This is a genomic window from Streptomyces sp. NBC_01431, from assembly GCF_036231355.1.
Classification (GTDB): domain Bacteria; phylum Actinomycetota; class Actinomycetes; order Streptomycetales; family Streptomycetaceae; genus Streptomyces.
The window spans coordinates 2,724,442-2,749,688 of sequence record NZ_CP109496.1 but is presented as its reverse complement, the minus strand read 5'-3'; the positions used below and the strand labels follow the sequence as shown (position 1 = coordinate 2,749,688).

22 protein-coding genes, 1 tRNA gene and 1 rRNA gene are annotated in these 25,247 nt (G+C 69.9%); 23 read left to right on the top strand and 1 reads right to left on the bottom strand.

What is annotated here, in order from left to right; all coding sequences use genetic code 11:
- Positions 1-33 precede the first annotated feature (33 nt).
- Positions 34-150 (top strand): 5S ribosomal RNA (rrf, locus tag OG522_RS12480).
- A 381-nt stretch (positions 151-531) separates the two neighbouring features.
- On the opposite strand, the gene OG522_RS12475 is transcribed toward rrf, so the two are convergent.
- Positions 532-603 (bottom strand) — tRNA-Arg (locus OG522_RS12475).
- Between the two features lie 157 nt (positions 604-760).
- On the opposite strand from OG522_RS12475, the gene OG522_RS12470 reads away from it, so the two are divergent.
- From OG522_RS12470 to atpA, 22 genes are all read left to right on the top strand, one after another.
- On the top strand, positions 761-1,195 hold the full coding sequence (locus tag OG522_RS12470; RefSeq protein WP_329463039.1) for a response regulator: 435 nt from the start codon (positions 761-763) through the stop codon (positions 1,193-1,195).
- 303 nt (positions 1,196-1,498) lie between these two features.
- Positions 1,499-2,485, top strand: coding sequence for an ArgS-related anticodon-binding protein NrtL (gene nrtL / locus OG522_RS12465; protein ID WP_329463038.1), 987 nt, complete (start codon positions 1,499-1,501; stop codon positions 2,483-2,485).
- A gap of 51 nt (positions 2,486-2,536) precedes the next feature.
- A complete protein-coding gene (gene lysA, locus OG522_RS12460) occupies positions 2,537-3,928 on the top strand; it encodes a diaminopimelate decarboxylase (protein ID WP_329463037.1) in 1,392 nt (463 codons plus the stop codon).
- A gap of 98 nt (positions 3,929-4,026) precedes the next feature.
- Positions 4,027-5,328, top strand: a complete 1,302-nt coding sequence (locus OG522_RS12455) for a homoserine dehydrogenase (protein ID WP_329463036.1) — start codon at positions 4,027-4,029, stop codon at positions 5,326-5,328.
- A gap of 6 nt (positions 5,329-5,334) precedes the next feature.
- Positions 5,335-6,393 carry a threonine synthase gene (gene thrC, locus OG522_RS12450; protein WP_329463035.1) on the top strand — a complete coding sequence of 353 codons (1,059 nt, stop codon included), beginning with the start codon at positions 5,335-5,337 and terminating at the stop codon, positions 6,391-6,393.
- 281 nt (positions 6,394-6,674) lie between these two features.
- Complete coding sequence (thrB, locus tag OG522_RS12445; protein WP_329463034.1) at positions 6,675-7,592, top strand: homoserine kinase; 918 nt, start codon at positions 6,675-6,677, stop codon at positions 7,590-7,592.
- 401 nt (positions 7,593-7,993) lie between these two features.
- On the top strand, positions 7,994-10,051 hold the full coding sequence (gene rho / locus OG522_RS12440; protein ID WP_329463033.1) for a transcription termination factor Rho: 2,058 nt from the start codon (positions 7,994-7,996) through the stop codon (positions 10,049-10,051).
- Between the two features lie 220 nt (positions 10,052-10,271).
- Entirely contained in the window at positions 10,272-12,014 is a 1,743-nt protein-coding gene (locus tag OG522_RS12435; protein WP_329463032.1) for a trypsin-like serine protease, read from the top strand.
- Positions 12,015-12,256: 242 nt separating this feature from the next.
- Positions 12,257-13,363 carry an LCP family protein gene (locus OG522_RS12430; RefSeq protein ID WP_329463031.1) on the top strand — a complete coding sequence of 369 codons (1,107 nt, stop codon included), beginning with the start codon at positions 12,257-12,259 and terminating at the stop codon, positions 13,361-13,363.
- A 147-nt stretch (positions 13,364-13,510) separates the two neighbouring features.
- Entirely contained in the window at positions 13,511-13,738 is a 228-nt protein-coding gene (gene rpmE / locus OG522_RS12425) for a 50S ribosomal protein L31 (protein ID WP_053726981.1), read from the top strand.
- A gap of 102 nt (positions 13,739-13,840) precedes the next feature.
- Complete coding sequence (prfA, locus tag OG522_RS12420) at positions 13,841-14,920, top strand: peptide chain release factor 1 (RefSeq protein WP_329463030.1); 1,080 nt, start codon at positions 13,841-13,843, stop codon at positions 14,918-14,920.
- 33 nt (positions 14,921-14,953) lie between these two features.
- Positions 14,954-15,835 (top strand): peptide chain release factor N(5)-glutamine methyltransferase, encoded by an 882-nt coding sequence (gene prmC / locus OG522_RS12415; RefSeq protein WP_329463029.1) that lies wholly within the window; start codon positions 14,954-14,956, stop codon positions 15,833-15,835.
- 47 nt (positions 15,836-15,882) lie between these two features.
- Positions 15,883-16,530 (top strand): L-threonylcarbamoyladenylate synthase, encoded by a 648-nt coding sequence (locus tag OG522_RS12410; RefSeq protein WP_329463028.1) that lies wholly within the window; start codon positions 15,883-15,885, stop codon positions 16,528-16,530.
- Positions 16,527-17,177 carry an arsenate reductase/protein-tyrosine-phosphatase family protein gene (locus OG522_RS12405; protein ID WP_329463027.1) on the top strand — a complete coding sequence of 217 codons (651 nt, stop codon included), beginning with the start codon at positions 16,527-16,529 and terminating at the stop codon, positions 17,175-17,177. The genes OG522_RS12410 and OG522_RS12405 overlap by 4 nt, the downstream gene beginning before the upstream one ends.
- Positions 17,178-17,296: 119 nt before the next feature.
- On the top strand, positions 17,297-18,538 hold the full coding sequence (glyA, locus tag OG522_RS12400) for a serine hydroxymethyltransferase (RefSeq protein ID WP_329463026.1): 1,242 nt from the start codon (positions 17,297-17,299) through the stop codon (positions 18,536-18,538).
- A gap of 154 nt (positions 18,539-18,692) precedes the next feature.
- Positions 18,693-20,033, top strand: a complete 1,341-nt coding sequence (locus OG522_RS12395; RefSeq protein WP_329467558.1) for an MraY family glycosyltransferase — start codon at positions 18,693-18,695, stop codon at positions 20,031-20,033.
- Between the two features lie 264 nt (positions 20,034-20,297).
- Positions 20,298-20,735, top strand: a complete 438-nt coding sequence (locus tag OG522_RS12390) for a hypothetical protein (protein WP_329463025.1) — start codon at positions 20,298-20,300, stop codon at positions 20,733-20,735.
- 225 nt (positions 20,736-20,960) lie between these two features.
- Complete coding sequence (gene atpB / locus OG522_RS12385; RefSeq protein ID WP_329463024.1) at positions 20,961-21,785, top strand: F0F1 ATP synthase subunit A; 825 nt, start codon at positions 20,961-20,963, stop codon at positions 21,783-21,785.
- Positions 21,786-21,861: 76 nt separating this feature from the next.
- Positions 21,862-22,095 (top strand): ATP synthase F0 subunit C, encoded by a 234-nt coding sequence (gene atpE, locus OG522_RS12380; protein WP_053726990.1) that lies wholly within the window; start codon positions 21,862-21,864, stop codon positions 22,093-22,095.
- 51 nt (positions 22,096-22,146) lie between these two features.
- Positions 22,147-22,683 (top strand): F0F1 ATP synthase subunit B, encoded by a 537-nt coding sequence (locus OG522_RS12375; RefSeq protein WP_443074829.1) that lies wholly within the window; start codon positions 22,147-22,149, stop codon positions 22,681-22,683.
- A complete protein-coding gene (locus tag OG522_RS12370; RefSeq protein ID WP_329463022.1) occupies positions 22,680-23,495 on the top strand; it encodes a F0F1 ATP synthase subunit delta in 816 nt (271 codons plus the stop codon). The genes OG522_RS12375 and OG522_RS12370 overlap by 4 nt, the downstream gene beginning before the upstream one ends.
- Before the next feature lie 139 nt (positions 23,496-23,634).
- The gene (gene atpA / locus OG522_RS12365) at positions 23,635-25,227 is read left to right on the top strand and encodes a F0F1 ATP synthase subunit alpha (RefSeq protein ID WP_161247555.1); all 1,593 of its coding nucleotides are present in this window, start codon (positions 23,635-23,637) and stop codon (positions 25,225-25,227) included.
- Positions 25,228-25,247: the final 20 nt, after the last annotated feature.

The window sequence follows — 25,247 nt, the reverse complement described above, 5'->3', positions numbered from 1 at the left end:
TGCTTGGGGTTCCGGTGTTCAACTTCATAGTGTTTCGGTGGTCATAGCGTTAGGGAAACGCCCGGTTACATTCCGAACCCGGAAGCTAAGCCTTTCAGCGCCGATGGTACTGCAGGGGGGACCCTGTGGGAGAGTAGGACGCCGCCGAACAATTTTTGGGGAAAGCCCCGCATCATGATTCCTTCGGGATCACGGTGCGGGGCTTTTCTGCGTTTAAGGGATCGCGGTCCTTGTGGGCGCAGCGCGGCGGAATTGCGGGCGTCCCGGCCCGGGGTGGCAGTGGCAGCAGAGCGGGACCAGTGCCGGTGAGTGACGTGGGGCCATCCCGGGCCACGCCCCGGGCCGTACTGGCTGCGGTGCGCGGGATGGGGCCAGGCAAGCGCCGTGCGGGCTGCGTCCAAGGCGGCTGGGCACAGGGACGGAGAACGACGCAGAGAACGACAAAGAGCCGGACCCAGTAGAACTGGGTCCGGCTCTTGAAGTCTGGCACGTCAGCAGGTGAGCGACCTTGCGGTGCTGGTCCGGCTTCTGTGCCCCCGGCAGGATTCGAACCTGCGCACACGGCTCCGGAGGCCGTTGCTCTATCCCCTGAGCTACGGGGGCGTCCGCCGCGTTTGGCGGCGACGGGTAGAACCCTACCAGCTCTCCCGGGGTGCCTGTGAACAGGTATTTCCCCTCTCTCGTGAGGCTGTGTCCCCCGGGCGGGGTGGAAGTGGGGAAAACCCGGACGCGGTGCCCTCCGCGGACCTAACCTCAAGGTGTGCCAGGCGCGTCGGGCCGGGTTCTTGTTGTGGACGACAACAAGGTCATCCGGCAGTTGATCAGGGTCAACCTTGAGCTGGAGGGCTTCGAGGTCGTGACCGCGGCTGATGGTGCCGAGTGCCTGGAGGTCGTGCACCAGGTACGTCCGGACGTGGTCACCCTCGACGTGGTGATGCCCCGGCTCGACGGACTGCGTACGGCCGCGCGGCTGCGGTCCGACCCGCGTACCAGCCGGCTCCCGGTCGCGATCATCAGTGCGTGCACCCAGTACGAGGTGGAGAACGGACTGGCCGCCGGGGTCGACGCCTTCCTGGCCAAGCCGTTCGAGCCCGCGGAGCTGGTCCGTGTCGTACGCCACCTGCTGCACCGGGAGGCTCCGCCGTCTGCCGACGGCAGCAGGGAGTCCGGGCGGGCCGGCAGCACCCGAGGCTGACCCGCACGCCGCTCTGCTCCGTGTCCAGCAGCGCCTGAGGCCGCCCCGGCCCCCATCCCGGCAGCCCCCGACGCTGACCCGCACGCCCTCCACGGGCATCCGGCCGCCCCGGCCCCCATGCCCGCCAGCCCCCGACGCCGAACCGCACGCCCCCACGGGCATCCGGCCGCCCCGCGCGATGTCCACCCGCACCCGCGCCAGCACCCGCACACCGCCCTACCCCCATGCTCAGCCGCACCCCCCACCGCCCGCATGGCGAAACCGGTTCGCGGAGGGACCCCCCCTCTCCCATACGCTGGACCCGTGACCCCCGCAGAGCTCTCCCATACCGTCGTGCGCGTCGTGCGCAGTGCGGTCGATGAGGGTGCCCTCGTGCTGGTGGGGGGTGCCGTGCCCGATGTCGTCAAGGTCGAGCGGCCCCGGCCCGGCGGTGGGGGCGACTACGCCAGCGGCGTCGCGCTCAAGCTCGCCGCCGCCGCGGGCCTTCCCCCGCGCCGCGTCGCCGAACTGCTGCGGCAGCGGATCGCCGACCAGCCCGGTATCGCCCTGGTCGACGTCACCGGGCCCGGGTTCCTCAACATCACCCTCGATAGGGGTGCGCAGTTCGACGTCGTACGGCAGATCGTGCGGTGCGGAACGCGGTACGGCTACGGGGACGCCCTGCGCGGGCACAGCCACGCGTTCGCCGACGCGGGGGAGAGCCGGGCCGGGGTCGTCACCGAGGTGGTCGTGCGACTGATCAGGGCCCAGGGGGGCGAGGCGTGCATCGTGGCCCACGGGGGCAGCCGGCTTCCCGTCGTGGCTTGTGAGGCGGGGCAGCTCGCCGAGCTCGTCGGGCCGGATGCCGCCCGCTGGGCCATGCTCCGGGCCGCCCGGCACGACCGCCCCCGTACCGATGTGGACGAGTTGCTCGGTCAGCGGGAGAGCAGTTCGTTCTTCCGGGTGCGCTACGCGTACTCCCGTAGTCGCGCGCTGGTCCGCAATGCCCGGCAGCTGGGGTTCGCGGCCGAGGCCGGGGACGTGCCGGAGGGGGACGTTCTGCTCGGGCTGCTCGGGGACCATCCGGGTGTGCTCGAAGGCGCCGCCCGGCACCGCGCCCCCGATCGGCTGGCGCGGCAGCTCGAAGCCCTGGCCGACGAGTTGCTCTGCTTCCAGCACGGCGTACTGCCGCTCGGTGACGAGAAACCCTCGGCCGCCCACCGCTCACGGCTCGCCCTCGCCGAGGCCGCCGGGACGGTGCTGGCCGGCGGCCTGTCCCTGCTCGGCATCGATGCCCCGGAGTTTCTGTGACATGCGTGGACATGTCTGGAACAAGCGTGAGAGAGAAGACGGAACACAACGATGAGCCGATCCGCCCACCCCGCCGGCCCCCGCCACGCCGACGTGCTGACCGAGGGGCACTACTCCGCGCCCCCCGCCGACCTCAACTCCCTTGATCAGAAGGTCTGGTCACGGACCGTCAGCCGCGGTTCGGACGGCGTCGTCACCGTGGGCGGCCTCGAAGTCACGCGGCTCGCCGAGGAGTTCGGCACCCCCGCCTACTTCCTCGACGAGGCCGACTTCCGGGCCCGCTGCCGCGCCTGGGCCGACGCCTTCGGCCGCGATGCCGACGTGTTCTACGCCGGAAAGGCCTTCCTCTCCCGGGCCGTCGTGCGCTGGCTGCACGAGGAGGGGCTCAACCTGGACGTCTGCTCCGGCACCGAGCTCGTCACCGCCCTCGACGCCGGGATGCCCGCCGAGCGCATCGCCTTCCACGGCAACAACAAGAGCGAGGCCGAGATCCGGCGGGCCGTCGAGGCCGGGGTCGGGCGGATCGTGCTCGACTCCTTCCAGGAGATCGTGCGCGTCGCCCACATCGCCCAGGAGCTGGGGAAGGTGCAGAAGGCCTTCATCCGGGTGACCGTCGGCGTCGAGGCGCACACGCACGAGTTCATCGCCACCGCCCACGAGGACCAGAAGTTCGGCATCGCCCTCGCCGACGGCCAGGCCGCCGAGGCCGTGCGCCGTGCCCTCAAGCTCGACGGACTCCAACTGGTCGGAATCCATTCGCACATCGGGTCGCAGATCTTCGACATGGCCGGCTTCGAGGTGTCCGCACGACGCGTCGTCCAACTCCTCGCCGAGGTGCGCGACGAGCACGGCGTCGAGCTGCCCGAGATCGACCTCGGCGGCGGCCTCGGCATCGCGTACACCTCCGACGACGACCCGCGCGAGCCGCACGAGATCGCCAAGTCGCTCGGCGAGATCGTCTCGCGCGAATGCGCCGCCGCCGGGCTCGCGGCCCCGCGCATCTCCGTCGAGCCGGGCCGCGCGATCGTCGGCCCCACCGCCTTCACGCTGTACGAGGTCGGCACGATCAAGCCGCTGGAGGGGCTGCGGACGTACGTGAGCGTCGACGGCGGCATGTCCGACAACATCCGCACCGCGCTGTACGACGCCGAATATTCCGTCGCGCTCGTCTCGCGCACCTCCGACGCCGAGCCGATGCTGGTCAGGGTGGTCGGAAAGCACTGCGAGAGCGGTGACATCGTCGTCCGTGACGCATTCCTGCCCGCGGACCTCGCGCCGGGTGATCTGATTGCGGTGCCGGCCACCGGTGCGTACTGCCGCTCGATGGCCAGCAATTACAACCACGCACTTCGCCCGCCCGTCGTCGCGGTGCGCGACGGACAGGCCCGGGTGATCGTCAGGCGTGAGACGGAGGAAGATCTCCTGCGTCTCGACGTCGGCTGAATGAAATAGTTGTCTCAGGATCCGGACGAGGGGCAGAAACCCCCGTCCGGTGAGTGAGACTGGTTCGCATTCCAGGTTTGAACAGGAAACGAGGTCGGATGATGCGTACGCGTCCGCTGAAGGTGGCGCTGCTGGGCTGTGGAGTGGTCGGCTCAGAGGTGGCGCGCATCATGACGACGCACGCCGACGACCTCACGGCGCGCATCGGCGCACCCGTGGAGCTCGCCGGCGTCGCCGTCCGCCGGCCCTCCAAGGTGCGCGAGGGCATCGACCCCGCCCTGGTCACCACCGATGCCACAGCCCTCGTCAAACGCGGCGACATCGACGTCGTGGTGGAGGTCATCGGCGGCATCGAGCCCGCCCGCAGCCTCATCACCACCGCCTTCGAGCACGGCGCCTCCGTCGTCTCCGCGAACAAGGCGCTGCTCGCCCAGGACGGCGCCGCACTGCACGCCGCGGCCGTCGAGCACGGCCGGGACCTGTACTACGAGGCCGCCGTCGCCGGCGCGATCCCGCTGATCCGGCCGCTGCGCGAGTCGCTGGTCGGCGACAAGGTCAACCGCGTGCTCGGCATCGTCAACGGCACGACCAACTTCATCCTCGACAAGATGGACTCCACGGGCGCCGGCTACCAGGAGGCCCTGGACGAGGCCACCGCGCTCGGCTACGCCGAGGCCGACCCAACCGCCGACGTCGAGGGCTTCGACGCCGCCGCCAAGGCCGCCATCCTCGCCGGGATCGCCTTCCACACCCGGGTGCGCCTGGACGACGTGTACCGCGAGGGCATGACGGAGGTCACCGCGGCGGACTTCGCCTCGGCGCGCCGGATGGGCTGCACCATCAAACTGCTCGCGATCTGCGAGCGGGCCGCCGACGGCCGCTCGGTCACGGCCCGGGTGCATCCCGCGATGATCCCGCTCAGCCACCCGCTGGCCTCCGTCCGCGAGGCCTACAACGCGGTGTTCGTGGAGGCCGAGGCGGCCGGGCGGCTCATGTTCTACGGGCCCGGCGCGGGCGGCGCTCCGACGGCCTCCGCCGTCCTCGGCGACCTCGTCGCGGTCTGCCGCAACAAGCTCAGCGCGGCCACCGGGCCCGGTGAGTCGGCGTACACGCAGCTGCCCGTGAGTCCCATGGGCGACGTCGTGACGCGCTACCACATCAGCCTCGACGTGGCCGACAAACCGGGCGTGCTCGCCCAGGTCGCGACGGTCTTCGCCGAGCACGGGGTGTCCATCGACACGGTGCGCCAGCAAGGCCGGCCGGACGGCGGTGGCGAGGCGTCCCTCGTCGTCGTCACCCATCGTGCGGCCGACGCGGCCCTCACCGGAACCGTGGACGCCCTGCGGAAGCTCGACACCGTGCGCGGTGTCGCCAGCATCATGCGTGTTGAAGGGGAGTAACCAGCAATGACCCACCAGTGGCGCGGAATCATCGAGGAGTACCGGGACCGGCTCCCCGTCTCCGCTACGACGCCGGTCGTCACCCTGCGCGAAGGCGGTACGCCGCTCGTGCCGGCGCAGCTGCTCTCCGAGCGCACGGGCTGCGAGGTGCACCTCAAGGTCGAGGGCGCCAACCCGACGGGTTCCTTCAAGGACCGCGGCATGACGATGGCCATCAGCAAGGCGAAGGAGGAGGGCGCGAAGGCGGTCATCTGCGCCTCCACCGGCAACACGTCGGCCTCCGCGGCGGCGTACGCAGTCCGCGCGGGCATGGTGTCCGCCGTGCTCGTGCCGCAGGGCAAGATCGCGCTCGGCAAGATGGGCCAGGCGCTGATCCACGGCGCCAAGATCCTCCAGGTCGACGGCAACTTCGACGACTGTCTGACGCTGGCCCGCGCGCTGTCCGACAACTACCCGGTGGCGCTGGTCAATTCGGTCAACCCGGTGCGCATCGAGGGCCAGAAGACCGCCGCGTTCGAGATCGTGGACGCGCTCGGCGACGCCCCCGACATCCACGTCCTGCCCGTGGGCAACGCCGGCAACATCACGGCGTACTGGAAGGGCTACAAGGAGTACGCCGCCGACGAGGTCTCGACGCACACCCCGCGCATGTGGGGCTTCCAGGCGTCCGGTTCGGCGCCGATCGTGCGCGGGGAGGTCGTCAAGGACCCCTCGACGATCGCGACCGCCATCCGCATCGGCAACCCGGCCTCGTGGCAGTTCGCGCTGGCCGCGCGCGACGAATCGGGCGGTTTCATCGACGAAGTGACGGACCGTGAGATCCTGCGCGCCTACCGGCTGCTCGCCTCGCAGGAGGGCGTCTTCGTGGAGCCCGCCTCCGCGGCCTCGGTCGCGGGCCTGCTGAAGGCCGCCGAGCGCGGTCTGGTCGACCCGGGCCAGAAGATCGTCTGCACGGTGACCGGAAACGGCCTCAAGGACCCGGACTGGGCGGTCGCGGGAGCCCCGCAGCCGGTCACCGTCCCGGTGGACGCGGTGGCCGCGGCCGAGCGACTGGGCCTCGCGTAACCGTCCTGAGCAGCGCGTCACGGGTCCCGCGCCAACGGGATCCGTGCCGTAAAGCAGGACAAGCCCGCACGTAGGGGCACAGGGGGCTCGCGACACGCATCGTGCGCCTCCTGTGCGCCCTATGTCGCCACAGAACCATCCTTCGATAGGCTGTACTCAACCCGCCCCGCCGCATATGCCGCGGTGCAGTTGCCCACGTGGCCCATCGGGTGTTCGGTACGTCTTCGGAAACCTCGCAGCGCAGTCTCAGCCGCAGTCTCACAAGGAGAGTCATCAGAGCGATGGCCGGTCCCGCATTCCGCGCCGCCGCCGTACGGGTGCGCGTCCCCGCCACCAGTGCCAACCTCGGTCCGGGCTTCGACTCCCTGGGCCTGTCACTGGGGCTGTACGACGACGTGGTCGTCCGCGTCGCCGATTCCGGCCTGCACGTCGACATCGCCGGCGAGGGCGCCCAGACGCTGCCCCGCGACGAGAGCCACCTCCTCGTACGTTCGCTGCGTACGGCCTTCGACCTGCTCGGCGGACAGCCGCGCGGCCTTGAGGTCGTCTGCGCCAACCGCATCCCGCACGGCCGCGGCCTCGGCTCCTCCTCCGCCGCCATCTGCGCCGGCATCGTCGCCGCGCGCGCCGTGACCATAGGCGGCGACGCCCGGCTGGACGACGCGGCCCTGCTGGAGCTCGCGACCGAGATCGAGGGGCACCCCGACAACGTCGCCGCCTGTCTGCTCGGCGGCTTCACCTTGTCCTGGATGGACGGCGGATCGGCGCGCGCGATCCGCATGGACCCCGCGGATTCCGTCGTTCCGGTGGTCTTCGTGCCCGGCAAGGCGGTTCTCACGGAGACGGCCCGCGGGCTGCTGCCGCGCACCGTCCCGCACGTCGACGCCGCGGCCAACGCCGGTCGGGCGGCCCTGCTCGTCGAGGCCCTGACCAGACGCCCCGAGCTGCTGCTTGCCGCCACCGAGGACCGGCTCCACCAGGAGTACCGCGCGCCGGCGATGCCGGAGAGCGTGGCGCTGGTCAACCGGCTGCGCGCGGACGGCGTCCCGGCGGTCATCTCCGGTGCGGGGCCCACGGTGCTCGCGCTGGTCGAGGACGGTGCGGCCGACAAGGTCGCAGCCCTGGCGGGGGAGGGGTGGGCCGCCAACCGGCTCGGTCTCGACGCCGCCGGTGCCAGCGTCCTGCCGCTCGGGTCGTAGACGCGGGCGCAGGGAGCGGCTTGCCGGTGAACGAGAGGGGGAATGTTTGTTGGATCCGGTAGTGTTAACCTCAAGTCTGCATCGGTCGTCTTCGTGGCGCGGTGCTTCGTGTCCTCTTCAGGGACCGCCATTCTTCCGAGAGCCTCCCCAACTGCCTGCGCAGCCTGCCTGAGCAGTTTTGAGCACGCTCCGGAACCGGCACGACACCCCACGCTTTTTCCCGGCAGGGGCCGAGCAGGGGGATCTCGGGCCGGAACCCACGCACGTTTATCTCTCCGCCGTACGCGGCGGACCACCGCCCCGGCACGATCCGTGGTCGACAAGATCACAGGCCGCAGCCGGACAGCACAACCGGTCGCCGAGCCAGACAGGCCGACGTCCGCTCCAGGGAAGGACCCTTCGTGAGCGACACCACCGATCTGATGGGCGTGACTGCCGACAGCTCTGTCGACAACGCCGCGCCCGCCGCAGGTGCTGCCTCTGGCACCACCTCGCGGCGCCGCCGCTCCGGCACCGGCCTCGACGGCATGGTCCTGGCCGAGCTGCAGCAGGTCGCGTCCGGCCTCGGGATCAGGGGCACCGCGCGGATGCGTAAGAGCCAGCTGATCGAGGTCATCAAGGAGGCGCAGGCCGGAAGCGGTTCCGCCGCCGCGGCCAAGTCTTCCGCGGACGCCGAGACCAAGCCGAAGCGCCGCGCCACCTCCAAGGCCCGTACGGGTGAGGAGACCGCCGCGCCGGCTGCCGAGAAGCAGGCCGCGCAGCAGCAGATCGACATCCCCGGCCAGCCGTCCCCCAAGGTCTCCGACCAGGGCAGCGACGAGCAGCCCGCGGGTGAGCGGCGCCGCCGCCGGGCGACCGCGCCCTCCGGCAGCCCCGAGGCCACCTCGGTGGCGGTCGAGACCGCCACCAAGACCGAGGCCAAGGCCGATGTGAAGACCGCCGAGGCCGGCGACAAGGCCGAGGCCAAGGCCACCGAGGCCGTCGACAGCGCCGAGGGCCGCCGGGACCGCCAGCGGGGCGAGCGCGGCGACCGCCGTGACCGCCAGCGCGGCGAGCGGGGCGACCGCGGTGAGCGGGGCGACCGCGGCGAGCGCCAGCGCGGCGACCGTCCCAAGGGCGACGACCAGCAGGGCGGCCAGCGCCAGCAGCGCCAGGGCGGCCAGCAGGGCCAGCAGGGCCAGCAGCAGAACAACGGTCCGCAGGACGACTTCGACGACGACGGCAGCCGCCGTGGCCGCCGTGGCCGCTACCGCGACCGCCGCGGCCGTCGCGGTGGCCGCGAGGAGTTCGGCGCCGAGCCGCAGGTCGCCGACGACGACGTCCTGATCCCCGTCGCGGGCATCCTGGACATCCTCGACAACTACGCGTTCATCCGCACTTCCGGCTACCTGCCGGGTCCGAACGACGTGTACGTCTCGCTCGCGCAGGTCCGCAAGAACGGTCTGCGCAAGGGTGACCACGTCACCGGCGCGGTCCGCCAGCCCAAGGACGGCGAGCGCCGCGAGAAGTTCAACGCGCTCGTGCGCCTGGACTCCTCCAACGGCATGGCGGCCGACTCCGGCCGCGGCCGCCCGGAGTTCAACAAGCTGACGCCGCTGTACCCGCAGGACCGGCTCCGTCTGGAGACCGACCCGGGCGTGCTGACCACGCGGATCATCGACCTCGTGTCGCCGATCGGCAAGGGCCAGCGAGGCCTGATCGTGGCCCCGCCGAAGACCGGCAAGACCATGATCATGCAGGCGGTCGCCAACGCGATCACCCACAACAACCCCGAGTGCCACCTGATGGTCGTCCTGGTCGACGAGCGTCCGGAAGAGGTCACCGACATGCAGCGGTCGGTCAAGGGCGAGGTCATCTCCTCGACCTTCGACCGCCCGGCCGAGGACCACACCACCGTCGCCGAGCTGGCCATCGAGCGCGCCAAGCGTCTCGTCGAGCTGGGTCACGACGTGGTCGTGCTGCTCGACTCGATCACCCGTCTGGGCCGTGCGTACAACCTGGCGGCCCCGGCCTCCGGCCGCATCCTGTCCGGCGGTGTCGACTCGACCGCGCTCTACCCGCCGAAGCGCTTCTTCGGTGCCGCGCGCAACATCGAGGACGGCGGCTCGCTGACCATCCTCGCCACCGCGCTCGTGGAGACCGGCTCGCGCATGGACGAGGTGATCTTCGAGGAGTTCAAGGGCACCGGCAACATGGAGCTCAAGCTCGACCGCAAGCTCGCCGACAAGCGCATCTTCCCGGCGGTGGACGTGGACGCGTCCGGCACCCGCAAGGAAGAGATCCTGCTCGGCAGCGACGAGCTCGCGGTGGTCTGGAAGCTGCGCCGGGTGCTGCACGCCCTCGACCAGCAGCAGGCGATCGAGCTGCTCCTCGACAAGATGAAGCAGACCAAGTCGAACGCCGAGTTCCTGCTCCAGATCCAGAAGACGACTCCGGGTCCGGGCAACGGCAACGACTAGCAACTCCGGCCCCCACAAGGCCACTTGAGAGCGCCCCCGTCATTTCGCTGACGGGGGCGTTTTTTTGCCAGTACTATCAGCGGGCCGTAAGTGGGGGGAACGTACTACTGATACGCCACTGAGCCGCTGAGCTCTGCCCTGGGCAACCGCCGGGCAGGGCTCTTCGTGCTTCTGCGTGCCAACTCCCCCTGCGTTACGGGTCAACCCATGGGGAGATCGAATGACATCTGGCAGGCGGAGGGTGCGCAATGCCCTCCCTGCGGCGACCGCCGTACTCGCACTGGGATCGCTGGCCCTCGGGGCCGCGCCCGCCCAGGCGTCCGACGTTGCACCGCCACCCAACAAGCAGAGCCTCAAGGCAGCACCGGCACCGGCCTCGCAAGCAGAACTGAAGGCCCGTCTCAAGAGCGCAACCAGCCATTTTTCGCCCGCTGCCGCGAGCCCCGCGCCCAGCGCCTCGGCGGCACCCGCCACCAAGGACCCGAAGATCATCAGCGGCCAGCCCGCCACGGTCGGCGAGGCGCCCTGGATGGTGCAGCTGTTCTACAACGACCCGGTGACGAACCAGGGCATATTCTGCGGCGGCGCGCTGGTCGCCCCCGGCAAGGTCCTCACCGCCGCGCACTGCGTGGCCGGCCGGGACTGGAGCAAGAACGGCGTCGTCCTCGGCGGCACCACGCAGTACCCGCTCGACGGCGACGTGCACGGCGGGCAGCTCGTCAACGTGTCGCGCCAGTGGTCCGACCCCGCGTTCGACGCGAACGCCCTCACCGGTGACGTGGCCGTCCTGACGCTGGCCGCGCCGCTGCCGTACCAGACGCTCCAGCCGGCCGCCTCCGACGAGACGGTCGCCTACCAGCCGGGCACCCCGGCGACGGTGTACGGCTGGGGCCGCACCAGCTCCACCAACCAGGACATATCGATGTCGCTGCTCAAGGCGACCATCCCGGTGCAGTCCGACGCCACCTGCGGCGCGTACTACAACCAGGCGCCCGAGAACTCCTTCGTGCCGGGCCAGATGCTCTGCGCCGGAAACCCGGCGAGCGGCGCCGACGCGGGCACCGTCTCGCCCTGCAACGGCGACTCCGGAGGCCCGCTGGTCGTGGGCAACCGCATCGTGGGCGTGGTGTCCTGGGGCCGCGCGGACTGCGTGGCGGCCGGCTCGTACAGCGTGTACTCGAAGATCAGCTCCTTCGCCGGGCTCGTGGACGCCCGGGTCGACGACACCGATCTGAACTTCGACGGGCGCGCCGACCTCTTCGCGCGCAACGACAGCACCGGCGAGGGCTTCGCGTACTACTCGCAGGGCATCACCATCGGCAACCGCTACTCGCTGGGCGACTGGCGGGGTTACGACCTGGTCCGCCAGAGCGACCTCGACCGCGACCAGCGCCAGGACTTCGTCCTGCGCACCAGCGGCGGGCACCTGGACTGGTACCACTACAGCGCGGCCGCCGGCGCAGCCGTCCACCAGGACCTCGGCGGCGGCTGGGGAGCGATGAAGTCCATCACCCTGCCCGGCGACCTCAACGGCGACGGCCTGACCGATCTGCTCGCGGTCGACACCAGCGGGCAGCTGTGGCTCTACCCCGGCAAGGGCGACGGCACCTTCGGTGACCGTTCGGCCCTCGGTGGCGGCTGGGGCACCCTGGTCCTGGTGGGCAAGGGCGACTACACCGGCGACGGCAAGGCCGACCTGCTGGCCCAGGACACCTCGGGCAAGCTGTGGCTCTACCCCGGCACCGGCCGCGGCGTCTTCGGTAACCGCTCGCTCGCCGGTTCGGCCGGCTGGACCTTCCCCGCGTACGCCGCCACCGGTGACGTGGACGGGGACGGCAAGGCCGACCTGTTCGCCCGCGACAGTGCGGGAGTGCTCTGGCTCTACCCCGGCAACGGTCGCGGCGCCTTCGGCGACCGCTACCAGATCGGCGGCGGCTGGAACGGCTACAGCCTGATCGGCTGAGGCGTTCGACACACGCCGCGCGGATCCGGCGGCCGCGGGCACTCCCCGTAGTCGCCGGGAAGCCGCAGGTGAGAGCAGTGGGGCCCGCCGCGAGTCGCGCGGCGGGCCCGATGCGCTCTTACGGCCTTCTTAGAAGCCTGTGCAACCCTTCTTGGTGCTTCGCCCGTCTGACAAGTGTCGACAATCCGCGCCTGACCATCATGGCGGCGGTACCCGGGGGAGCACCGAGGACTGAGGAGCCCATGGCCGAGCAGGGAACGCGCAGCAGCCGAATACGCGGGGCGGGCAAGCGCCGCAAGCAGCCCAGCACGCGCCGTCGCGCCGTGCGCATAGCCGCGTGGAGTGCCGCGGGCGTCGTGCTCGTCGGCGGCGCGGGCCTCGGCTACGTGTACTTCCAGCTCAACGGCAACCTCAAGGGCGTCGACATCAACGCCCAGCTCGGCACCAACCGCCCGCAGAACGTCGACAACGGCTCGATGGACATCCTGGTCCTCGGCTCGGACTCGCGGGCCGGCGCCAACAAGGAGTACGGCACCGACGAGGGCGGCGCCCGTTCCGACACCGCGATGGTCATCCACGTCAACCAGGGCCACAAGGCCGCGAGCGTGGTCTCCATCCCGCGCGACACCCTGGTCACCCGCCCCTCCTGCGCGACCACCGACGGCAAGACCGACCCGGGCGGCCGGCGCCAGATGTTCAACACGGCGTACGAGGTCGGCGGCCCGGCCTGTGCGGTCAAGACCGTCGAGCAGATGTCCGGGATCCGGATGGACCACTACATCGAGGTCGACTTCACCGGCTTCAAGAAGCTCATCGACGAACTCGGCGGGGTGCCCGTCACCACCACCAAGCCGATCAAGGACAACTACAGCCACCTCGACCTCGCGGCCGGCAAGCACACCCTCAACGGTGAGCAGGCCCTCGGTCTCGTCCGCACCCGGCACGCCGTGGGCGACGGCGGCGACCTCGGTCGCATCCAGCTCCAGCAGGCCTTCATCAAGGCGCTGATCGGGCAGGTCAAGAGCGTCGGCGTACTCACCAACCCGACCAAGCTGTACGGGCTCGCCGACGCCGCCACCAAGGCGATCACCACGGACTCGGAGCTGAGCTCCGTCAACTCGCTGATCGGCTTCGCCAACGGGCTCAAGGGCCTGGACGCCGCCAACGTCAAGATGATCACGCTGCCCGTGACGTACGACAAGGCCGACCCCAACCGCGTCAGCCCGCTCACCCAGCAGGCCAAGGAGGTCTGGGACGCCCTCGCCAAGGACCAGCCCATCCCGGCCTCCGCGACCGCGGACTCGGCCGGTGACAAGGGCACCGCGAGCACGGTCGTCAGCGGCCAGTAGCCGCTGGCCCAGCCGCCGGGAATAGTTCCGGGACCACCCCGGTTTTGGGAGATACGGCCAGTCCTGGCAGACTGGTACGTCGGCCCCGGTTCACGTACGCGCAATCCGCGCTTGCGACCCGGCGCCCTCCCGAACCTAGGAGACACCTTGAAGCGCGACATCCACCCCGAGTACGTCGAGACCCAGGTCAGCTGCACCTGTGGCGCGGCTTTCACCACCCGTAGCACGATCGGCGGCGGCTCCATCCGCGCCGAAATCTGCTCCGAGTGCCACCCGTTCTACACGGGCAAGCAGAAGATCATGGACACCGGCGGCCGTGTGGCCCGCTTCGAGGCCCGCTTCGGCAAGGCTGCTGCCGGCTCCGCCCAGAAGTAGCGAGCCAACTGCGCCGGTCCGCGGCGCCTCCGTTCCGGGGGCGCCGCGACCGGCGCTTTGCCGTCCAGCCCTCCTTCTTCGTTTGAACCCCAGGAGCAACCGATGTTCGAAGCGGTCGAGGATTTGATCGGCGAGCACGCCGATCTTGAGAAGAAGCTCGCCGACCCTTCGGTCCACGCCGATCAGGCCAACGCGCGCAAGCTGAACAAGCGCTACGCCGAGCTCACGCCGATCGTCGGGACCTACCGTGCCTGGAAGCAGGCCGGCGAGGACATCGTGACGGCCCGCGAGTTCGCGGCCGACGACCCCGACTTCGCCGCCGAGGTCAAGGACCTGACCGCGCAGCGCGAGGAGCTCACCGAGAAGCTCCGCCTGCTCCTGGTCCCGCGCGACCCGAGCGACGACAAGGACGTACTCCTGGAGATCAAGGCGGGTGCGGGCGGCGACGAGTCCGCCCTGTTCGCCGGCGACCTCCTGCGCATGTACCTGCGCTATGCCGAGCGGGTCGGCTGGAAGACCGAGATCATCGACTCCACCGAGTCCGACCAGGGCGGCTACAAGGACGTCCAGGTCGCCGTGAAGACCAAGGGCGGCCAGGGTGCGACCGAGCCCGGCCAGGGCGTCTGGGCACGGATGAAGTACGAGGGCGGCGTGCACCGCGTGCAGCGCGTGCCGGCCACCGAGTCGCAGGGCCGCATCCACACCTCCGCCGCCGGCGTGCTCGTCACGCCCGAGGCCGAGGAGGTCGACGTCGAGATCAACATGAACGACCTCCGCATCGACGTCTACCGCTCCTCGGGCCCCGGCGGCCAGTCCGTCAACACCACCGACTCCGCCGTGCGCATCACGCACGTCCCCACCGGCGTCGTCGCCTCCTGCCAGAACGAGAAGAGCCAGCTCCAGAACAAGGAGCAGGCCATGCGCATCCTGCGCTCCCGGCTGCTCGCCGCCGCCCAGGAAGCCGCCGAGCAGGAGGCCGCCGACGCCCGCCGCAGCCAGGTGCGCACCGTCGACCGCTCCGAGAAGATCCGGACGTACAACTTCCCGGAAAACCGCATCTCGGACCACCGCGTCGGCTTCAAGGCGTACAACTTGGACCAGGTGCTCGACGGTGACCTGGACGCGATGATCCAGGCCTGCGTCGACGCGGACTCCGCGGCCAAGCTCGCGGCCGCCCAGTAATCCCCACCCCGTACGACTGCCGGAGGAACCAGCGTGCAGCATCATTCTGGGGGGCGCCCCCCAGGCCCCCGAAGCGTGCTGCTTGCCGAGGTGGCCCAGGCCACCCAGCGGCTGGCCGACGCCGGCGTGCCCTCACCGCGCTTCGACGCGGAGGAGCTCGCCGCGCACATCCACGGCGTCAAGCGGGGGGAACTGCACCACGTCAAGGACGCCGACTTCGACGCCCGCTACTGGGAGGCGATCGCGCGTCGCGAGGCGCGCGAGCCGCTCCAGCACATCACCGGGCGCGCCTTCTTCCGCTACCTCGAACTCCACGTGGGGCCAGGGGTGTTCGTGCCCCGGCCGGAGACCGAGTCGGTGGTCGGCTGGGCCATAGACGCCGTCCGCGCGATGGACGTCGTGGAGCCGCTCATCGTCGATCTGTGCACCGGCTCCGGCGCGATCGCGCTCGCCATGGCGCAGGAGGTGCCGCGTTCGCGCGTGCACGCCGTCGAGCTGTCCGAGGACGCCCTGGAGTGGACCCGGAAGAACGTCGAGGGGTCCCGGGTCGTTCTCCACCAGGGCGACGCCCTGACCGCGCTGCCCGAACTGGACGGCCAGGTCGACCTGGTGATCTCCAACCCGCCGTACATCCCGCTGACCGAGTGGGAGTACGTCGCCCCCGAGGCGCGCGACCACGACCCCGAGCTCGCGCTGTTCTCGGGGGAGGACGGCCTCGACACCATCCGGGGCATCGAGCGCACCGCGCACCGCCTCCTGCGGCCCGGCGGGCTCGTCGTCATCGAGCACGCCGACACCCAGGGCGGCCAAGTGCCCTGGATCTTCAACGAGGAGGCCGGCTGGGCGGACGCGGCCGACCACCCCGACCTCAACAACCGCCCGCGCTTCGCCACGGCCCGCAAGGCCACGCCGTGACCCCGCAGATCATTCAGACCGTGTACGTGTACGAGGAGGCCCGTTAAATGGCTCGGCGATACGACTGCAACGACGCGACCGACCGCACGACCGGTCTGCGCGAAGCCGCGTCCGCCGTCCGCCGCGGCGAGCTCGTGGTGCTGCCGACCGACACCGTGTACGGGATCGGCGCGGACGCGTTCAGTTCGCAGGCCGTGATGGATCTGCTCGACGCCAAGGGCCGTGGCCGCAACATGCCCACGCCCGTCCTCATCGGCTCGCCGAACACCCTGCACGGCCTGGTCACCGACTTCACCGAGCAGGCCTGGGAGCTCGTCGACGCGTTCTGGCCGGGCGCCCTCACGCTCGTCGCCCGCCACCAGCCGTCCCTGCAGTGGGACCTCGGCGACACCCGGGGCACCGTCGCCATCCGGATGCCGCTGCACCCGGTCGCCATCGAACTGCTCACCGAGGTCGGCCCGATGGCCGTCTCCTCCGCCAACCTCACCGGCCACCCGGCGCCCGAGGACTGCGACGCCGCCCAGGGCATGCTCGGGGACTCCGTCTCGGTGTACCTGGACGGCGGCCCGACGCCGGGCATCATCCCCTCGTCGATCGTCGACGTCACCGGCAAGGTCCCGGTGCTGCTGCGCGCGGGCGCCCTCGACGCGGACGAGCTGCGCAAGGTGGTACCCGACCTCGAGGTGGCCAATTGACCGCCCCTGAGGGGCGTGGCATAGGCACGGTTCACCCTGCGGTGAACTCGTTCCGCATCCTCCACGTCAGCACCGGCAACGTCTGCCGCTCGCCGATCACCGAGCGGCTGACCCGCCATGCCCTGAGCGACCGGCTCGGGGACCCGTTCACGGGCGGCCTGATCGTGGAGAGCGCCGGAACCTGGGGGCACGAGGGGGCCCCGATGGAGGCCAACGCCGCCGCGGTCCTGGCCGACTTCGGCGCCGACGCCTCCGGCTTCACCGGCCGCGAACTGCTCGACGAGCACGTCATCACCGCCGACCTGGTGCTGACCGCGACCCGCGACCACCGCGCCCAGGTCATCTCGATGGGCCACTCGGCGGGCCTGCGCACCTTCACCCTGAAGGAGTTCACCCGGCTGGTACGGGCCATAGACCCCGCCACGCTGCCCGATCCGCTCCAGGAGGGCATGGTGGAGCGGGCCAGGGCCCTGGTGCGGGCCGCGGCGGCGCTGCGCGGCTGGCTGCTGGCCCCCAGCGCGGAGGCCGACGAGGTCAACGACCCGTACGGCGCGCCCATCACCTTCTTCCGCTCCATCGGCGACGAGATCAACCAGGCCCTCGACCCGGTGGTCACCGCACTGACCGGAGTACCGACCCACCACTGAACGCCGCGGACAACAGCGCCGCCGAATTCGAGCCCCGCCGGCGTTCGGGGCGCGGGAGCCCGGGGCGGCGCCCGCTGTCACGCCGGGCGCGCCGGGTGGCTCAGATCTACCCTGGTGGCATGCCGGTCACCTCTGTAGACAGCCGCACCGAACTCGCGGGGTTCGAAGCAGTAAGGCGGCAGGACCCCGAAATGGCGGACGTGCTGCTCGGCGAGGCCGAGCGGCAAGCGACCTCGCTCCAGCTGATCGCCGCCGAGAACTTCACCTCGCCCGCCGTGCGCGCGGCCCTCGGCTCGCAGCTGGGCAACAAGTACGCCGAGGGATATCCGGGCGCCCGCCACCACGGCGGCTGCGAAGTCGTCGACGTCGCCGAGCGCCTCGCCGTCGAGCGCGCCAAGGCCCTGTTCGGCGCCGCCCACGCCAACGTCCAGACGCATTCGGGGACTTCGGCGGTCCTGGCCGCCTACGCGGCGCTCCTGAAGCCGGGAGACACCGTCCTCGCGATGGGGCTCCCGTACGGCGGACACCTCACCCACGGCTCGCCCGCGAACTTCTCCGGGCGCTGGTTCGACTTCGTCGGCTACGGCGTCGAGCCGGACACCGGGCTCATCGACTACGGCCAGGTGTGGGACCTGGCGGTCGAGCACCGGCCCAAGGCGATCGTGTGCGGCTCCATCTCCTATCCCCGTCACCCCGACTACCAGGCCTTCCGGGAGATCGCCGACGACGTGGGCGCCTATCTGATCGCGGACGCCGCGCACCCCATCGGCCTGGTCGCCGGGGGAGCGGCGCCGAGTCCGGTCCCGTACGCCGACGTCGTGTGCGCCACCAGCCACAAGGTGCTGCGCGGTCCGCGCGGCGGGCTGATCCTCTGCGGCGCCGAGCTGGCCGCCCGCATCGACCGTGCCGTCTTCCCCTTCACCCAGGGCGGCGCCCAGATGCACACGATCGCCGCCAAGGCCGTCGCCTTCGGCGAGGCGGCCACCCCGGCGTTCACCGAGTACACCCACCAGGTGGTCGCCAATGCCCGGATCCTCTCCGAGGGGCTGCTCGCCGAGGGGTTCGGGGTGGTCACCGGCGGCACCGACACCCACCTCGTGCTCGCCGACCCGGCACCGCTCGGCGTCGACGGACGCACGGCGCGCGGCCGCCTCGCGGGCGCCGGGCTCGTCCTCGACACCTGCGCCCTGCCGCACGCGGACGCCCGCGGCATCCGGCTCGGCACCGCGGCCCTCACCACCCAGGGCATGGGCGAGGCGGAGATGGCCAGAATCGCGGTGCTCTTCGCGATGGCTATGCGAGAGGATCCGAGGACGCGTGCGGAGGTACGCGAACTGGCGGAGAGATTCCCTCCTCCCTGAGGAGGACGGACCCTTCCCAGCGGATTCCTTTACGGGACAAAGGGGCACATATCCGCGCTTCACAGGTGCCCCTGCAACCATCTGCGGTATCCGGATGTCCTCAACCACATGCGCGCGAAGCTAGGGTGTGGGGCTGAGATGGCCAGCGATACCTCTGGGGCAGCCCGTGCGTGAATACCTGCTGACGCTCTGCGTCACGGCCGCGGTGACCTACCTGCTCACCGGGCCGGTGCGGAAGTTCGCCATCGCCGTCGGTGCGATGCCGGAGATCCGCGCGCGTGACGTGCACCGGGAACCGACGCCGAGACTCGGCGGCATCGCCATGTTCGGCGGCCTGTGCGCGGGACTGCTGGTCGCCGACCACCTCGACGGCCTCAACGGAGTCTTCCAGTCCAACGAACCCCGGGCGCTGTTGTCCGGTGCCGCGCTGATCTGGCTGATCGGTGTCCTGGACGACAAGTTCGAGATCGACGCCCTGATCAAGCTCGGCGGCCAGATGATCGCCGCGGGCGTCATGGTCATGCAGGGTCTGACCATCCTGTGGCTGCCCATCCCCGGCATCGGCTCGGTCTCACTGACGTCCTGGCAGGGCACCCTGCTCACGGTCGCGCTGGTCGTGATCACCATCAACGCGGTGAACTTCGTGGACGGCCTCGACGGCCTGGCCGCGGGCATGGTGTGCATCGCGTCGGCGGCGTTCTTCATGTATGCCTACCGGCTCTGGTACGGATACGGAATCGAGGCCGCCGCCCCCGCCACCCTTTTCGCGGCCGTCCTCATGGGCATGTGCGTGGGCTTCTTGCCGCACAACATGCACCCGGCCAGGATCTTCATGGGCGACTCGGGCTCGATGCTGATCGGCCTGGTGCTCGCGGCCGGCGCCATCTCCATCACGGGCCAGGTCGACCCGGACGCGATGAAGCTCAACTTCGGCGGCACCCGCGATGCCACGCACGCGATGCTGCCGGTCTTCATCCCGCTGCTCATGCCGCTGTCGATCATCGCGATCCCGATGGCCGACCTGGTGCTCGCGATCGTCCGCAGGACCTGGAACGGGCAGTCGCCGTTCGCCGCGGACCGGGGACACCTGCACCACCGGCTCCTGGAGATCGGGCACTCGCACAGCCGGGCGGTGCTGATCATGTACTTCTGGTCGGCGCTGATCGCCTTCGGCGCGGTCGCCTACTCGGTGCACTCGGCGTCGATGTGGATCGTGCTGATGATCGTCGCGCTGAGCGCGGTCGGGCTCGTCCTCCTGCTGCTGCCGCGCTTCACGCCGCGTGCCCCGCAGTGGGCCGAGCGGTTCGTGCCGCCGCGTTACCGGCGCTCGCGGATCGAGCCGGAGACGGTGCACTCGCTGGCTCCGGCCGAGGAGGACGAGGTGCGCGGAGAGCGCGCTCCCGTCGTGGCCGGAGTCTCCGGCGTCAACGGAGCGACCGCGATCGGCCCTCGTTCGCGTTTTCCCGACCGACGGAAGACCGGGGCAGCGCGCTGACGATTTGCCTCGTCGACGCCAATACCAGACATCTCGCCGCCCGTTGCGCACAAACGCGCAGCTTCACTCTCAAGTGTGCTGCCCATCACACTTCCATGGTAAAGACCTCATCAAATAGTTTGTGATACGGTTCACGAGACCCGGCGCCAGAGCCGAAGGACCGTAGTGCGACGGTCCGTTGGCCTGAGGGATCAACTCGGCCCGGGACTTACGCTCGTCCATGACGACACCACTTTGCCCCCACCAGCAAGCGGAGCTGCCGCCATGCCGTCCAACGACGCACGCACTCTTCTCCAGACCGCCCTACCCACCGCTGCCGCGGGCGCTGTTGCCGCCGTGATCAGCGGTGTGGTCGCGGGCGGCAAGGGAGCGGTGGGTGCCATCGTCGCGACGCTGGTCGTGATCCTCTTCATGGGCATCGGACTCGTCGTCCTGGAGCGCACTGCCAAATCGCTTCCGCATCTGTTCCAGGCCATGGGACTGATGCTGTACACCGCGCAGTTGCTCCTGCTCTTCATCTTCGTCGCGGTCTTCAAGAACACGACACTGTTCAACCCGAAGTGCTTCGCCGCCACGCTCGTCGCGCTGACCCTGGTCTGGATCGGCTCGCAGGCGCGTGCGCACATGAAAGCGAAGATCCTTTACGTCGAACCGGACTCCTCCGAGGGCAACAAGCCCGAAAAGACGGGGCCGTCGTCGTGAAAGGTAGGGCCGGAATAAATGCGAGTTCAGGACCCTGCTATCGTCCGGTGCCAACTGCGGCACTGCGGGCGCGGGCATCTGAGCTGACGCCTGCTCAATCGCGAGGCATGATGCCCGACCGCCGCCCCATCATCCGTAACACCAGTCCAGTGCCGAACCGCGGCTGCGCGCCGCGCCGACACATCGAGGTTGCCGTACCTATGCGCCACGCTGAAGGAGCCCGCGGTGAGTGCTGACCCGACGCAGGTGCTCGCCTTCGATCCGAGCTGCCACATCTTCCAGTCGAACGGCTGTGGTTTCGAGGGTCCCGGCCTGCACTCGTTCCTCTTCGAGCCGCTCTGGGGCGACACCAACGGCCTGTACTTCAACAAGCCGATGCTGCTCGCCCTGCTGGGCTCGCTCGTCATCGTGGGCTTCTTCTGGGCCGCCTTCCGCAAGCCGAAGATCGTCCCCGGCAAGCTCCAGATGGTCGCCGAGGCCGGCTACGACTTCGTACGCCGCGGCATCGTCTACGAGACCATCGGCAAGAAGGAGGGCGAGAAGTGGGTCCCTCTCATGGTCTCGCTGTTCTTCTTCGTCTGGATGATGAACCTCTGGTCGATCGTCCCGGTCGCCCAGTTCCCGGTGACGGCGATCATCGCGTACCCGGCGGTACTCGCGGGGATCGTCTACGTGATCTGGATGACGCTCACGTTCAAGCGTCACGGCTTCGTCGGCGGTTTCAAGAACCTGACCGGCTATGACAAGTCCCTGGGCGGCGTGCTGCCGCTGGTCATGGTCATCGAGTTCTTCTCGAACGTGCTGGTCCGTCCCTTCACGCACGCGGTGCGACTCTTCGCGAACATGTTCGCCGGTCACACCCTGCTGCTGCTGTTCACGATCGCCAGCTGGTACATGCTCAACGGCATCGGCATCGCCTACTCCGGCGTCTCCTTCGTGATGGTCGTCGTGATGACCGCGTTCGAACTCTTCATCCAGGCTGTCCAGGCGTACGTGTTCGTCCTGCTGGCCTGCGTCTTCATCCAGGGCGCCGTCGCCGAGCACCACTGACGGCCCGCCCCCTCCATACCCCAAGTCGTCCGGTGGCCAACCCCCACCGGTCCGTGAAAGAGAAGGAAGAACTGGCATGTCCCAGATCCTCGCTGCCTCCGATGGCGTCACCGGCTCGCTCAGCTCCATCGGTTACGGCCTCGCCGCAATCGGCCCGGGTGTCGGCGTCGGCATCATCTTCGGTAACGGTACGCAGGCTCTTGCCCGTCAGCCCGAAGCGGCCGGCCTGATCCGCGCCAACCAGATCCTCGGTTTCGCGTTCTGTGAGGCGCTGGCCCTGATCGGCCTCGTCATGCCGTTCGTCTACTAAGACGAACCACGACCAGACCGACCGACGAAAGGCACTGATGTGAACCTCACCATGGTTCAGCTGGCGGCCGAGGGCAAGGAAAACCCCCTCATTCCGCCGTGGCCTGAGCTCGTCATCGGCCTCATCGCCTTCGTCATCGTCTTCGGCTTCCTCGCCAAGAAGCTCCTCCCGAACATCAACAAGGTTCTGGACGAGCGTCGCGAGGCCATCGAAGGCGGGATGGAGAAGGCCGAGGCCGCTCAGACCGAGGCCCAGAGCGTCCTTGAGCAGTACAAGGCGCAGCTCGCCGAGGCTCGCCACGAGGCTGCCCGCCTGCGCCAGGAGGCGACCGAGCAGGGCACCGCGCTCATCCAGGAGATGAGGGCGGAAGGCCAGCGGCAGCGTGAGGAGATCATCGCTGCCGGCCACGCCCAGATCGAGGCCGACCGCAAGGCCGCCGCGCACTCGCTCCGTCAGGACGTGGGCAAGCTGGCGACCGACCTGGCCGGCAAGCTGGTCGGCGAGTCCCTGGAGGACCACGCCCGCCAGAGCCGCACCATCGACCGTTTCCTCGGCGAGCTCGAGGAGAAGGCCGAGGCTGTCCGATGAACGGCGCGAGCCGCGAGGCACTGGCCACCGCACGCGAGCGTCTCGACGCACTGATGGACAACACGTCCGTCGACGCGGCGAAGCTCGGCGACGAGCTGGCCGCGGTCACCGCGCTGCTCGACCGAGAGGTCTCGCTGCGTCGGGTCCTGACCGACCCGGCGCAGGCCGGCGAGGCCAGGGCCGAGCTGGCCGGGCGCCTGCTCGGCGGCCAGGTGGGCGGCGAGACCGTCGACCTGGTGGGCGGCATGGTCCGCTCCCGCTGGTCGCAGTCCCGTGACCTGGTGGACTCGCTGGAGGAGCTGGCGAGCACCGCCGACCTCACCGCCGCGCAGCAGTCGGGCGCGCTGGACGACGTCGAGGACGAACTCTTCCGGTTCGGCCGCATCGTCGTCTCCAGCACCGAGCTGCGCGCCGCGCTCACCAGCCGGACCGCCACGGTCTCGGCCAAGGGCGAGCTGGTGCGCGGCCTGCTTGGCGGCAAGGCGAACCCGGTCACCGAGCGGCTCGTCGGTCGTCTGGTGACCCGGCCGCGTGGACGTAGCCTGGAAGCGGGCCTTGAGTCCCTGTCCAAGCTCGCCGCGGCACGCCGGGACCGGATGGTCGCCGTCGTCACCTCGGCGGTACCGCTGACCGACGTCCAGAAGCAGCGCCTCGGCGCGGCTCTGGCGAAGATCTACGGCCGCCAGATGCACCTGAACCTCGACGTGGACCCCGAGGTCCTCGGCGGGATCTCGGTGCGAGTCGGCGACGAGGTCATCGAAGGCACCATCGCGGAGCGCCTCGAAGAGGCGAACCGGCGGCTGGCGCGCTGACCTCACGGTCGGCACAGCAACTGAATTAGCAACACCAGCGGCCCGGTTGGGCCGTGCAGAAATTGCAGAAGATTCCTGGGGGTCGGCCCCCAGACCCCCTTAGAAACTTCGGGCCCAACAAGGAGAGCAGGGAACCCAGATGGCGGAGCTCACGATCCGGCCGGAGGAGATCCGGGACGCGCTGGAGACCTTTGTCCAGTCGTACCAGCCGGACGCGGCCTCGCGCGAGGAGGTCGGTACGGTCAGCGTTGCCGGTGACGGCATCGCGAAGGTCGAGGGTCTTCCCTCGGCCATGGCGAACGAGCTGCTGCGTTTCGAAGACGGAACGCTCGGTCTTGCCCTCAACCTCGAGGAGCGCGAGATCGGTGCGATCGTCCTCGGCGAGTTCAGCGGCATCGAAGAGGGCCAGCCGGTGCAGCGCACCGGTGAGGTGCTCTCGGTCGGCGTCGGCGAGGGTTACCTCGGCCGCGTCGTCGACCCGCTCGGCAACCCGATCGACGGCCTCGGCGAGATCGAGACCGACGGCCGCCGCGCCCTGGAGCTGCAGGCTCCCGGCGTAATGGTCCGTAAGTCGGTGCACGAGCCGATGGCCACCGGTTACAAGGCCGTCGACGCGATGGTGCCGATCGGCCGTGGCCAGCGTCAGCTGATCATCGGCGACCGCCAGACCGGCAAGACCGCTCTGGCCGTCGACACGATCATCAACCAGCGCGACAACTGGCGCTCGGGCGACCCGAAGAAGCAGGTCCGCTGCATCTACGTCGCCATCGGCCAGAAGGGCTCGACCATCGCCTCCGTGCGTGGCGCCCTGGAAGAGGCCGGCGCGCTGGAGTACACGACGATCGTCGCCGCTCCCGCGTCCGACCCGGCCGGCTTCAAGTACCTTGCCCCGTACACCGGTTCGGCCATCGGCCAGCACTGGATGTACGACGGCAAGCACGTCCTCATCATCTTCGACGACCTGTCGAAGCAGGCCGACGCCTACCGCGCCGTGTCGCTGCTGCTGCGCCGTCCGCCGGGCCGCGAGGCCTACCCGGGCGACGTCTTCTACCTGCACTCGCGTCTGCTCGAGCGCTGCGCGAAGCTGTCGGACGAGATGGGCGCCGGCTCGATGACCGGTCTGCCGATCGTCGAGACCAAGGCGAACGACGTGTCGGCGTTCATCCCGACCAACGTCATCTCCATCACCGACGGCCAGTGCTTCCTGGAGTCGGACCTGTTCAACGCCGGTCAGCGCCCCGCGCTGAACGTCGGTATCTCCGTCTCCCGAGTCGGTGGTTCCGCGCAGCACAAGGCGATGCGCCAGGTCTCCGGCCGACTGCGTGTCGACCTCGCCCAGTACCGCGAGCTGGAGGCGTTCGCCGCCTTCGGTTCCGACCTGGACGCCGCTTCCAAGGCCTCCCTTGAGCGCGGCAAGCGCATGGTCGAGCTGCTGAAGCAGCCGCAGTACTCGCCCTTCCCGGTCGAGGAGCAGGTCGTCTCCATCTGGGCCGGCACCACCGGCAAGATGGACGACGTCCCGGTCGAGGACATCCGCCGCTTCGAGGCCGAGCTGCTGGAGTACCTGCGCCGCGAGCGCAAGGAGCTCCTCACCTCGATCGCCGAGGGCGCGAAGATGTCGGACGACACCCTTCAGTCCGTGGCCGACGCCATCGCCGGCTTCAAGCGGCAGTTCGAGACCTCGGACGGCAAGCTTCTCGGCGACGACGCCCCGGTCAGCACCAGCAAGTGACGACGACGGAAGGGACCTGA

What these genes read in the sequence shown, in the direction of transcription:
- lysA (WP_329463037.1), top strand. Translation starts at nt 2,537, where the DNA reads ATGAGCCGATCCGCCCACCCCGCCGGCCCCCGCCACGCCGACGTGCTG.
- OG522_RS12455 (WP_329463036.1), top strand. Translation starts at nt 4,027, where the DNA reads ATGATGCGTACGCGTCCGCTGAAGGTGGCGCTGCTGGGCTGTGGAGTG.
- thrC (WP_329463035.1), top strand. Translation starts at nt 5,335, where the DNA reads ATGACCCACCAGTGGCGCGGAATCATCGAGGAGTACCGGGACCGGCTC.
- thrB (WP_329463034.1), top strand. Translation starts at nt 6,675, where the DNA reads ATGGCCGGTCCCGCATTCCGCGCCGCCGCCGTACGGGTGCGCGTCCCC.
- OG522_RS12435 (WP_329463032.1), top strand. Translation starts at nt 10,272, where the DNA reads ATGACATCTGGCAGGCGGAGGGTGCGCAATGCCCTCCCTGCGGCGACC.
- OG522_RS12430 (WP_329463031.1), top strand. Translation starts at nt 12,257, where the DNA reads ATGGCCGAGCAGGGAACGCGCAGCAGCCGAATACGCGGGGCGGGCAAG.
- prfA (WP_329463030.1), top strand. Translation starts at nt 13,841, where the DNA reads ATGTTCGAAGCGGTCGAGGATTTGATCGGCGAGCACGCCGATCTTGAG.
- OG522_RS12410 (WP_329463028.1), top strand. Translation starts at nt 15,883, where the DNA reads ATGGCTCGGCGATACGACTGCAACGACGCGACCGACCGCACGACCGGT.
- glyA (WP_329463026.1), top strand. Translation starts at nt 17,297, where the DNA reads ATGCCGGTCACCTCTGTAGACAGCCGCACCGAACTCGCGGGGTTCGAA.
- OG522_RS12390 (WP_329463025.1), top strand. Translation starts at nt 20,298, where the DNA reads ATGCCGTCCAACGACGCACGCACTCTTCTCCAGACCGCCCTACCCACC.
- atpE (WP_053726990.1), top strand. Translation starts at nt 21,862, where the DNA reads ATGTCCCAGATCCTCGCTGCCTCCGATGGCGTCACCGGCTCGCTCAGC.
- OG522_RS12375 (WP_443074829.1), top strand. Translation starts at nt 22,147, where the DNA reads ATGGTTCAGCTGGCGGCCGAGGGCAAGGAAAACCCCCTCATTCCGCCG.
- OG522_RS12370 (WP_329463022.1), top strand. Translation starts at nt 22,680, where the DNA reads ATGAACGGCGCGAGCCGCGAGGCACTGGCCACCGCACGCGAGCGTCTC.
- atpA (WP_161247555.1), top strand. Translation starts at nt 23,635, where the DNA reads ATGGCGGAGCTCACGATCCGGCCGGAGGAGATCCGGGACGCGCTGGAG.